This window comes from Sulfurimonas sp. (assembly GCF_023228785.1).
Lineage (GTDB): Bacteria > Campylobacterota > Campylobacteria > Campylobacterales > Sulfurimonadaceae > Sulfurimonas.
In genome coordinates this window covers 44,198-54,871 of the sequence record NZ_JALOAN010000014.1, presented here as the reverse complement: position 1 = coordinate 54,871, position 10,674 = coordinate 44,198, and the positions used below count along the sequence as shown (strand labels likewise).

Sequence of the window (10,674 nt, the reverse complement as noted above, 5' to 3'; positions counted from 1 at the left end):
ATATCTAGATGCAAATATGAGTAAGTTTAATCTAGAAGCACAAAGTTCCATCGCTTATGAAGAGGAAAAAACTTTGAAATTAGCAGAGACTATAAAGCAGATCAAAGGAAATAACTTAGTTAGACTCGAAAATGATTTTACTCTTTATTAGGAAGTGAAGTTTTGTTAGATTAGTGAAAAATATCTTTTTTTTAAACAATTCTACTAAAGAAGAATCAAAATCTTTAAAGATATATATACTAAACTAGCAATATTTAAGAGCCGACATTCAGTCGCTTATTAATCATTTTTTTGTATAATCGCCACAATTTAATAAAAGGACACTACACCCATGGAAATTATAGGTCAATTATTACCGTTTGTTTTTCTAATAGCAATCATGTATTTTGTAATCATCCGCCCACAACAAAAAGAGGCTAAAGCTAGAAAAGAGATGATAGAAGCTCTACAAAAAGGCGATAAAGTCGTTACTAATGGCGGTTTTATAGTAGTTATTCATAAAGTTGAAGAGAAATTTTTAAGTGTTAAGATGAATGATGATGTAATCACTAAAATAGCAAGAGACGCAATCGCAAGAAAGTATGAGGATGAAGCTTAATTACCGCACAGTAATCTTTGCTGTTGCAATAGTGTTTGGGATCTTCTTTTCAGCTCCTTCCCTTCTGCAACTTCAAGATGGAAAAAAAATAACCTTAGGGCTAGATCTACAAGGTGGTTTGCATCTTCTTTTGGGTGTTAAAACCGAAGAAGCTACGAAGTCTCGAGTAAAATCAATAGCGGCTAGTATAAAGCACTATACTCAAAGAGAAGATATCTTAGTTGATGCTCTTACTTTTGATGAGTCATCTATCACATTTTCACTTCTTGATATCGATGATGTTAAACGTGTAAAAAACTACTTAAAAGATACAACCGGAATTAGTATAGATGTAAATGGTGAATCTTTTTTACTAGAACTTACTCCCCCAGAGGTCATAAGAACGCAAAAACAAGCTGTAGATCAAGCTATTGAGACTATAAGAAACAGACTAGATCAGTTTGGCTTGGCTGAGCCTGAAGTAGCTCGTCAAGGGGATGAAAAAATCCTTGTTCAACTAGCTGGTATCAAAACGCAAGAAGATGAGCAAAGAGCTAGAGAGCTTATATCTCGTGCTGCAAAACTTGAACTTATGGCAGTTGATGAAGATAGAGCAGCAAGAGTTCAAAACATGAGCCATGCAGATGCGGCAGCTTATGGTGATGTTATTTTGGATGATGTTAAAAATCCTGATATTAAGTATCTTGTCCGTGAGATTCCAATCCTTGATGGTGGAATGTTAACAGATGCATCTATGGGATTTGATCAAAATAACAGACCACTTATTAACTTTAAGTTAAATGCTGAGGGTGCTGAAATCTTTGGAGATTTTACAGGTAGAAGTGTTGGAAAAAGACTAGCAGTTGTGCTTGATGGCAAAGTTTACTCTGCTCCAAATATCAATGAAAGAATTGGTGGGGGCTCAGGGCAAATCTCTGGAAGCTACACAGTAGAAGAAGCAAAAGATCTATCTATCGCTCTACGTTCAGGTGCACTTTTAGCTCCGATATATGTTATGGAAAAACGTTCAGTAGGACCTAGTTTGGGAGCTGATAGTATAGAAGCTAGTATGATTGCACTTATAGGTGGATTTGTCTTAGTCGTACTTTTTATGATGCTTTACTATAGAGCCGCTGGTGTTGTTGCAAATATTGCACTTATTGCTAACTTATTTATTATTTTAGCGGTTATGAGTCTTTTTGGTGCGACTCTAACTCTTCCTGGTATGGCTGGGATCGTTTTGACTGTTGGTATGGCAGTTGATGCCAATGTTATCATCACAGAGAGGATACGAGAGCTTCTGCTTGAGGGTAAATCTATCCATAAAGCCATAGAAGAGGGCTATGCAAATGCTGTAAGAGCTATACTTGATGCCAACGTTACTACGCTAATCGCAGCAGTTGTTCTATACGCTTATGGAACTGGTGCTATAAAAGGTTTTGCTGTAACTATTAGCATTGGTATTTTAGCATCGATGTTAACAGCAATTTTAGGTACTCATGGAATATACCAACTCCTAGAGTCTAGAATACAAAAGAGCAAAAACAACAGATTTTGGTTTGGAATAAGGGAGTCAAAATGACTCTAGTTAGGAAAATATATGGAATTTTTTAAATATACAAGACCACTTAACTTTATGGGTAAGTCAAAGCTAGCTTTGGCTATATCTGTATTTATGTTGTTAGCGTCTTTTGTACTTCTCATGACAAAAGGTCTAAACTATGGAGTTGACTTTGCTGGTGGAACAATTGTTCAGGTAAAGTACAACACAGAAGCACCAATAGATGAGATGCGAGAAAAACTAAAGTCAAACGAGCTTTTTGATGGTGCATCTATCACAAAATTTGGTACGGCTGATGAAGTAGTTATCCGAATGAAGAGTGCCACTAGTAGTATCACTGTAGATATCGGAGATGTAACTCGCGAAGCATTAGTTGGAACTGGCGAGTATGAGATAAGAAGAGTAGATATAGTTGGACCAAAGGTTGGTAATGAGCTAAAAGAGAAGGGGATAATGTCTTTAGTTCTAGCTACCATTGGGATACTCATCTACGTTGCTTTTAGATTTGAGTGGCGTTTTGCTGTTGCATCTATACTAGCACTTACTCACGACATTATTATAGCTCTTGGGGCTATTGCACTTGTTGGACTAGATGTAAATCTTGATGTTTTAGCTGCACTTTTAACACTGCTTGGGTACTCGCTAAACGATACTATCATCGTCTTTGACCGTATTAGAGAAAATGTAACGGGAAGTAAAAATACAGAGCTTAGTGAAGTGATCAATGAGTCAGTTACAAGAACACTTGCAAGAACAACACTAACTTCACTTACAACTTTCTTTGTGGTCTTTATGCTCTTTATGTTTGGTGGAGAGATTATCCACGCCTTTGCATTTACTCTTTTAGTTGGTGTGGTAATCGGTACTTACTCGTCTATTTTTGTAGCATCACCTATACTTTTATGGTTTGGCTTTGATATAAAAGCTTATCATGTAAAACTAGCTGATAAATCAAAAAGAGAATTAGAAAAACAAAAAATGCGTGATCAGTTTGAATCAGGAGTGATGTAAAAACTCACTTCAAACTACAACTTGACTCATATTTGACATGAGTCAGGTGATACCTTCATCAAAAATAGGTTAATCTCTTAGACTCAAGAAGCAAGCTTATTCAGTCACTACTTAAGTTTTTTTTTGTATAATCACTCAATTTTAGTGTAAAGAATTTTGGTTAAAGGATTGTGATGGATTGGGGTAAAGTAATATATGTATTTTTCTCGTTGATGAGTTTGACATCTATAGCGGGGTTTTTATACGAACATAGTGCAGTAGCACTTTTTGTCGCGGCTAGTCTGAATCTAGTATCAACGGTACTAAAAATAGGTGTTAGAAACTTGCTCTCAGCAGAGCTTTTAGCATCATCACTTGTGGCTGATTTGCATCTTATACCAGCTTTTATCTACTTAGAAGTTGTTGGAAATTTAGAGTGGGCTATAGCACTAACTATTGGTGCATTAATTGCAAATCTTTTTTCTGTTGGACTTGTTTATATAGAGAGTTCCAAAACACACGAAGAATATTAACTTAGGAACTTTTTTTGGATTACAACTTTAAGATTATTGAGAAAACATGGCAAGATTTTTGGGCTAAAAATGATAGTTTTGAACCTAGCGAAGACTTCACAAAAAAGAAAAAATACATATTGAGCATGTTTCCATTTCCAAGTGGAAGACTTCATATGGGACATGTTAGAAACTACTCTATTAGTGATGCACTTGCTAGATACTATCGTCAACAAAACTTCAATGTCCTTCATCCTATAGGCTTTGATAGCTTTGGAATGCCAGCTGAAAATGCAGCTATAAAAAACAACGCAGATCCAAAAGAGTGGACTTATAACAATATAGACTATATGAGGGGTGAGTTTAAAGCTTTAGGCTTTTCTTTTTCAAAAAATAGAGAGTTTGCAACGAGTGATGAACTCTACACTAAGTTTGAACAAGGCTTTATAATTGATATGTACGAAAAAGGCTTAATGTACAGTCAAAAAGGGCTACTAAACTGGTGTCCCAATGATCAAACAGTCTTGGCAAATGAGCAAGTGATCGATGGATGTTGCTGGAGATGTGATACTCCTATAGTAAAAAAAGATATGAATCAGTACTACTTTAAGATAAGTGAGTATAGCGATGAACTTTTAGACTCTTTAAAAAATCTAGAGGGTGGTTGGCCAAAACAAGTTTTGACTATGCAAGAGAACTGGATAGGAAAGTCAAATGGTTTGGCTTTTGATCTGTTTTTTGGTTCTGCTTCTAAAGAAAAACTAAACAACACATTTGACTCTTTTGATGTGTTTACAACTCGCCCAGATACAATTTATGGTGTAACATATACAGCTCTAGCACCTGAACACAAAATTGTCACTTACATGATAGAAAACTCTCTTTTAAGCGATGAAGTAGTCGCTAAAATAGATGCGATGAAAAAGACATCTTCCATAGATAGACAAAAAGAAAAATCTGGTGTAGCACTAAACATTAGTGTAATTCATCCACTTACAAAAAAAGAGATTCCAGTTTGGGTTGCTAACTTTGTTTTGATGGATTATGGAAGCGGTGCTGTTATGGCAGTTCCAGCTCACGATGAGAGGGATTTTGATTTTGCTAAGAAGTATAACTTAAATATAAAGTCAGTCATTAAACCATTTGCTGGAGATGTGAAAGTTGACTCAGCATTTACAGAAGTGGGAGAGCTTTTTAACTCTGGATCTTTTGACGGACAAAACTCTCAAGAGTCTCAAAAAGAGATTATAAAATACTTTGAAGATTCAAAAATGGGTCAAAAAACAACTAACTATAAACTCAAAGATTGGGGAGTGAGTCGTCAGAGATATTGGGGCGCTCCTATTCCTTTTGTGCATTGTGACTCGTGTGGTTTAGTAATGGAGAAAAAAGAAAATCTCCCTATAGCACTTCCAAAAGATGCAGAGATAACAGGTGAGGGTAATCCTCTTGAGAGACACCCCACTTGGAAATATTGCAAGTGTCCAAAGTGTAGTAAAGATGCTACAAGAGAGACAGATACAATGGATACTTTTGTTGAGTCTTCATGGTATTTTTTACGTTTTTGTGCCTCAGAGAGTAACTGGAAAGATGAAGCTTTTTCAAAAGAGCAGATCTCTTACTGGATGGGAGTTGATCAATATATTGGCGGAATAGAACACGCGATACTTCATCTTTTATATGCAAGATTTTTTACAAAAGTATTTCGAGATCTAGGCTACTTAGATTTTGATGAGCCATTTGACAATCTCCTAACTCAAGGAATGGTTCTAAAAGATGGTGCAAAGATGTCAAAATCTAAAGGCAATACTGTAGATCCTGATGCCATTATAGAAAAATATGGTGCAGATACAGCAAGACTCTTTATACTCTTTGCAGCTCCTCCAACTCAAGAGCTAGAGTGGAATGATAATGCAGTCGAGGGTGCATATAGATTTATAAAAAGATTTTATGAGCGAAGTGTAAATGTAGTAAAGTGTAATACTATTCCTAAGATAGAGCACTCAACTCTTAGTAAAGAAGAAAAATTTGCAAGAGTAAAAGTCTATGAAGCACTTGTTCGAGCAAATGATGTTTACAATGAAAGACATACTTTTAACACACTTATAGCAGGGGTTATGGAAGCTTTAAACGCACTTAACTTACAGCAAAACAGTGATGTTTGGAGTGAAGCATACTGGATTCTTAGCTCAATTATGGAGCCAATTATTCCACATGTTTGTTATGAGATAAGCAGTAATTATTTTGGACTTGCTAACCTAAAGCCTCAAGTTGTCCTTGATGAAGTCTTTGTTTGCGACTCTATGATGCTAGGAGTATCCATAAATGGTAAAAGAAGAACTGAGATAGAAGTTAGTACAGATGCTAGCAATGAAGAGATAATTACTCTTGCAAAAGAGGCCGCATCAAAGTGGCTTGAAGATAAAGCCATAGTAAAAGAGATAGTAGTTCCTAAAAAACTTGTAAATATCGTAGTAAAAGGATAGTAGTGAGAATCTTATTGCCCTTTATCTTACTCTTAGTTATTAGTGGATGCGGATATACTCCAAGTTCAAAGTTTGCTCGCGAAGTAATGGGCGAGAAAATAAGTACTAGTATTAGCATATCTGCACAAGATCCTGAAAATACGGTTATCATTAAAGATGCAGTTGATGAGGCTATTATAGAGGTTTTTCACGCTTCACTAAGAAGTAGAGATGAGTCAGATACACATTTGGAAATCTCTATCTCAAACCCAACTTACTCACCTCTTGTTTATGATAAAGATGGTTTTATTATAGGTTATAAGATGAGATTAAATCTAAATATATTAAGACACCATAGTGGCGTAAGTAAGAGATATTCTCTTAATGGAACATATGATTTTTCAGTCTCTCCTAATGCTGTTGTAACTGACCAAGAGAGATTTGAAGCTATAAAATTTAGTGCTGCTAAGGCTATACGCTCTTTTGTTGCTAAGGTTTCAGCTGAAGGTGCAGCTGCTAAAAAAAAGAGTGAATCTAAGGAGTAGTTATGACAGTTGGGACGATTATAAAAAAGACTATTAAAAGACTGGATCTAGAAGGTAAGTTACTTACCCCTGATTTTTATGCTGATGCTTTTTGCAAGGAAGCTCAAAAGGCTGGAGTTGTATATGAAGATTGTGCCCATGTAGATAAATTCTCTAAAACTCTAAATCCAGAGTTCCAAAAAGAGTTAACACAGTATAGAATAACTACTATGGCTGAGTTAGCTAGGTTTTTAATCTCAAGGCTAAATAGAACAAAACCTACTATTTGTACAGAACTCTTAGACGCACAAAATACACTTATAAGAAGAATACTTCAAGTTGTAGAAGTTTTACATAATGCAGAAGCATCGGTGCTTGCAAAAGAGGGCATAAAGCTTTTAAATTCAAATCCAAGTACAACAGAATATGAACACTATAGACAACAATGGATAAATTTTATAACTACTTATGATGACTCTTTTTTAGAAAAACTAAAGTTATTCGCAAGTGTAGATAAAACGAACCTTAAAAAAACTATACAAAGTATAGACTTATCAAAGTTACACTCACAAGAAGGTTCACAACAAAAAGAGTTACAAAAAGTTGTATCTCTTTTGGTTTCATCTTTTGTTCCATCTATCGCATCTAGTGTAAATGAAAAAATTGCAGATTTGAGTAAAAGATTAAATGAAAACCCATCAATAATAGATAATTCAAGCATAGAAAATGAAGTGAAATCAATAATTATGCTTAGAATCGCATTAGATAAAAATAGCGTAAAAGAGATGTTAGCGTCTATAGATGGTGTTTTAGACAAGCTCTCTTTTAGACTAATTGAGATGATAGAACGCTCAGATGACTCAACATTAGAGATTCAAAAAATAAAAAAAGAGTTAGAGTCTTACAATGAAGATGCAGATACAAACTTTAGCATAGCTCATAAAAAACTCTTTATAATTGCTACTGCATTAGAAGAAAACACTCAACTCTTAAGTAGAGATCTTAAAAACCAAAATGGCGAAGTAAAGGTATTGAGTGAAAGAATAAGTAAACTTGAACTAGAGCTCCAAGAGGCGAAAAATGCTTCAAAAGAAGACTTTTTAACAAAACTTTTTAATAAACGAGCTTTAGATGAGCTTTTAAAAGTCAAAGAAGCAGAGTTTGAGAGATATGGGCACAATTTTAGTATTATAATGTTCGATCTTGACCACTTTAAAGATGTAAATGATAACTATGGGCACGAGGCTGGAGATGCAGTCCTTGGTGCTTTTGCAAAGATTCTTAAAAAAGAAGTGAGAAGTGTTGATATAGTTGGAAGATATGGAGGAGAAGAGTTTATAGCTCTTCTTAGTGAAACGGACACAGCAGGCGGAGTTGTTTTTGCCCAGAAGATAAGAGAACATGTTCAGAGGGCTAGATTTATGTATAGAGGTAAAAGAATAGAGGTGACGGTTAGTGCTGGAGTGAGTGAGAGAGTAAATCATACCTCTTTGCAAAACCTTATAAATTCTGCTGATGAGTATCTATATCAAGCTAAAAAAGATGGTCGCAATAGAGTTGCATCTAAAAAATAGTGCAGCTTCAAATATTTTTAGCTAAAAAACCTCTTTTTTATAACGAGATAGATTATACGCGTATGCCTCGTGTATATAAGAGTATAAAAGAGAAATTAGCAAATCCTAAAATAATACATCTTATTGGCACAAATGCCAAAGGTACGACAGGACGATTTCTTGCATCAGCACTCTATAAACGTGGCTTTAGTGTAGGTCACTACACATCTCCACACATCCTAGAGTTCAATGAGCGAGTCTGGTTAGATGGAAGTGATGCTAGTGATGAAGTATTGCAAGAGGCCCACACAAAACTACAAAATATTTTAAAAAAAGAAGACTCGGATGCACTCTCTTATTTTGAATATACAACTTTATTAGCAAGTATAGTTTTTAGTAGTTGTGAATATGTAGTAATGGAAGCAGGGCTAGGTGGGGAACACGATGCTACTGCTGTTTTTGATAAGTTTTTAACCTTAGTGACACCTATAGCTTATGATCATCAAGCATTTTTGGGAGAGAGTATAAAAGAGATTGCAACTACGAAACTTCGTGCTATACAAAATAGTGCTATTTTGGCTACGCAGAGCAGTGAAGTTTATAGTGTTGCAAAAGATCTCGCACTCAAGAATTCTTTGGATATTAGAAAATATCAAGAATATCTTGATACTGAGGATGAACAAAAGATACAAATAATAGCACAAGAGTTAAAGCTAGCTTCCTATCTTGTCGATAATCTATCACTTAGCATAGCAGCTTTAAAGTTTCTTGGCATCAAATATGCTACAGATGATTTTAATGGTGCTAGACTTTTTGGAAGACTAAGTAGATTAGACGATAACATCATAGTTGATGTTGGTCACAATCCTTTAGCTGCACAGGCTATAAAAGAAGCTCTTAGTCCTAAAAAATATGTTTTGGTTTACAACTCTTACAAAGATAAGGATCATGAGCAAATACTTAAGATCTTAAAGCCAATACTTAATAGTGTAGAACTTATAGACATAAATGATAACAGAGCACAGACATTTGAAGTACTTAAAAGAACTTTAAATGAATTAGAGATAAAATACACTAAGTTTAAAAGAGTTGACAAAGATACTTCTTATCTTGTTTTTGGCTCTTTTAGTGTCGTGGAAGCTTTTATTAAAAGTTATAAAGAGTGGAAAAATGAAATATGAATAATCACTTTACAATTACCATCAACGATGATAATGGCGTTAAACAGTTTAACTTGCATCAGATAGTTAAAAAGTTTTTATTGTACATAGTAATATCTATCGGCTTCGTATCTCTGACAGCGGTAGGTACGATTCTCTATCTAGATTACTCAGTTGATCAGATAGAACTAAAGCGACAAAATACTCAAATAGCATATGAAGAACTAAAAGACAAAAATATAGAACTTGATTTAAGTATGAAAGACACTCAGATGAGGCTTTTAACTAAGAAAAAAGAGCTCACTGAAGTTTCAGACTCTCTCTCTGAAATAGAGACACTTATAGGCTTAGCTCCAGTTGCAGATATGTCATTAAAAGAGAGAGTTAGCTTAACAAAGCTAAATTCTGAACATATGGCTACACTCTTACAATTTATTCCAAGTGGCTCTCCCATAGAATATAATGGCGTAACAAGTAAGTATGGCTATAGAGTTCATCCCACATTAAATAGAAAAGAATTCCACCGTGGTCTTGATATGAAAGCACCATTGAAAACACCTGTTTATGCTACAGCAGATGGAATAGTTGAATATTCTGGTCATCATGAAAAAAGTGGTTTTGGAAATCTTGTTATTATTCAACATAATTATGGATTTAAAACTTATTTTGCTCATTTAAACAGTGTTGTGATAAAATCGGGTAAATTTGTAAAAAAAGGTGATCTTATCGCATATACTGGCAACTCAGGAATGAGTAGTGGACCGCATTTACACTATGAGATAAGATTTGTTCAAAGAACAGTAAATCCATTTTATTTTGTAAAATGGAATGTACAAAATTATAAAACCATATTTGAAAAGGAAAATACAGTACCATGGCAATCTTTAATAACAGCGACAGCACACATCAAAATACCAAACCCGACGCAAACACTACCATCATCACAGCTGGCTCTACGATTAAAGGAGAAATGAATCTCTCTTGTAATTTATATGTAGATGGCGAATTTGAAGGAATTATACACTCTAAAAAAGAGGTAAATATCGGTAAAAACGGTCATATAAAAGGCGATGTAAACACTCAAAGACTAGTAGTTCAAGGCTATATAGAAGGAAGTGTAAACGCCCAAAGAGTAGAGATAAAAGCAGCAGGGAGAGTAAACGGAACTATAGAGTCAGCCGAACTTGTTATCGAAGCAAAAGGTGTATTTGAAGGAAGTAGCGTTGTAAAAGATGCAACACCAGCACCAACTCCACAAACATTAGAAATTAAAAAACAAGAACTTAAAGTATAAGAGTTAACTCTTTGCTTTAATAACTTCACAAAAACAAA

At 34.8% G+C, this 10,674-nt stretch carries 10 protein-coding genes; all 10 read left to right on the top strand.

The annotated features are described in order from the left end of the window. The first annotated feature begins 331 nt into the window (after nt 1–331). The 10 genes from yajC (at nt 332) to M0Q24_RS05275 (ending at nt 10,636) form a co-directional block, all read left to right on the top strand. The gene (yajC, locus tag M0Q24_RS05320) at nt 332–598 is read left to right on the top strand and encodes a preprotein translocase subunit YajC (RefSeq protein ID WP_295048163.1); all 267 of its coding nucleotides are present in this window, start codon (nt 332–334) and stop codon (nt 596–598) included. Then, nucleotides 588–2,159: a protein translocase subunit SecD gene (gene secD / locus M0Q24_RS05315; RefSeq protein WP_295048161.1), complete on the top strand. Its 1,572-nt coding sequence runs from the start codon at nt 588–590 to the stop codon at nt 2,157–2,159. The genes yajC and secD overlap by 11 nt, the downstream gene beginning before the upstream one ends. An 18-nt stretch (nt 2,160–2,177) precedes the next feature. Then, nucleotides 2,178–3,149 carry a protein translocase subunit SecF gene (gene secF / locus M0Q24_RS05310; RefSeq protein ID WP_295048158.1) on the top strand — a complete coding sequence of 324 codons (972 nt, stop codon included), beginning with the start codon at nt 2,178–2,180 and terminating at the stop codon, nt 3,147–3,149. A gap of 173 nt (nt 3,150–3,322) precedes the next feature. Next, the gene (locus tag M0Q24_RS05305) at nt 3,323–3,661 is read left to right on the top strand and encodes a DUF6394 family protein (protein ID WP_021287206.1); all 339 of its coding nucleotides are present in this window, start codon (nt 3,323–3,325) and stop codon (nt 3,659–3,661) included. A gap of 14 nt (nt 3,662–3,675) precedes the next feature. Further along, a complete protein-coding gene (leuS, locus tag M0Q24_RS05300; RefSeq protein WP_295048155.1) occupies nt 3,676–6,126 on the top strand; it encodes a leucine--tRNA ligase in 2,451 nt (816 codons plus the stop codon). Between the two features lie 2 nt (nt 6,127–6,128). Beyond that, nucleotides 6,129–6,650, top strand: a complete 522-nt coding sequence (lptE, locus tag M0Q24_RS05295) for an LPS assembly lipoprotein LptE (protein WP_295048152.1) — start codon at nt 6,129–6,131, stop codon at nt 6,648–6,650. 2 nt (nt 6,651–6,652) lie between these two features. Further along, a complete protein-coding gene (locus tag M0Q24_RS05290; protein WP_295048150.1) occupies nt 6,653–8,203 on the top strand; it encodes a GGDEF domain-containing protein in 1,551 nt (516 codons plus the stop codon). A gap of 62 nt (nt 8,204–8,265) precedes the next feature. After that, complete coding sequence (locus tag M0Q24_RS05285; protein ID WP_295048148.1) at nt 8,266–9,363, top strand: bifunctional folylpolyglutamate synthase/dihydrofolate synthase; 1,098 nt, start codon at nt 8,266–8,268, stop codon at nt 9,361–9,363. Beyond that, a complete protein-coding gene (locus M0Q24_RS05280; protein ID WP_295048146.1) occupies nt 9,360–10,316 on the top strand; it encodes a peptidoglycan DD-metalloendopeptidase family protein in 957 nt (318 codons plus the stop codon). The genes M0Q24_RS05285 and M0Q24_RS05280 overlap by 4 nt, the downstream gene beginning before the upstream one ends. Then, on the top strand, nt 10,313–10,636 hold the full coding sequence (locus M0Q24_RS05275; protein WP_295048144.1) for a polymer-forming cytoskeletal protein: 324 nt from the start codon (nt 10,313–10,315) through the stop codon (nt 10,634–10,636). Before M0Q24_RS05280 ends, M0Q24_RS05275 begins: the two co-directional genes overlap by 4 nt. Nucleotides 10,637–10,674 lie beyond the last annotated feature (38 nt).

What these genes read in the sequence shown, in the direction of transcription:
- yajC (WP_295048163.1), top strand. Translation starts at nt 332, where the DNA reads ATGGAAATTATAGGTCAATTATTACCGTTTGTTTTTCTAATAGCAATC.
- secD (WP_295048161.1), top strand. Translation starts at nt 588, where the DNA reads ATGAAGCTTAATTACCGCACAGTAATCTTTGCTGTTGCAATAGTGTTT.
- secF (WP_295048158.1), top strand. Translation starts at nt 2,178, where the DNA reads ATGGAATTTTTTAAATATACAAGACCACTTAACTTTATGGGTAAGTCA.
- M0Q24_RS05305 (WP_021287206.1), top strand. Translation starts at nt 3,323, where the DNA reads ATGGATTGGGGTAAAGTAATATATGTATTTTTCTCGTTGATGAGTTTG.
- M0Q24_RS05290 (WP_295048150.1), top strand. Translation starts at nt 6,653, where the DNA reads ATGACAGTTGGGACGATTATAAAAAAGACTATTAAAAGACTGGATCTA.
- M0Q24_RS05285 (WP_295048148.1), top strand. Translation starts at nt 8,266, where the DNA reads ATGCCTCGTGTATATAAGAGTATAAAAGAGAAATTAGCAAATCCTAAA.
- M0Q24_RS05280 (WP_295048146.1), top strand. Translation starts at nt 9,360, where the DNA reads ATGAATAATCACTTTACAATTACCATCAACGATGATAATGGCGTTAAA.
- M0Q24_RS05275 (WP_295048144.1), top strand. Translation starts at nt 10,313, where the DNA reads ATGAATCTCTCTTGTAATTTATATGTAGATGGCGAATTTGAAGGAATT.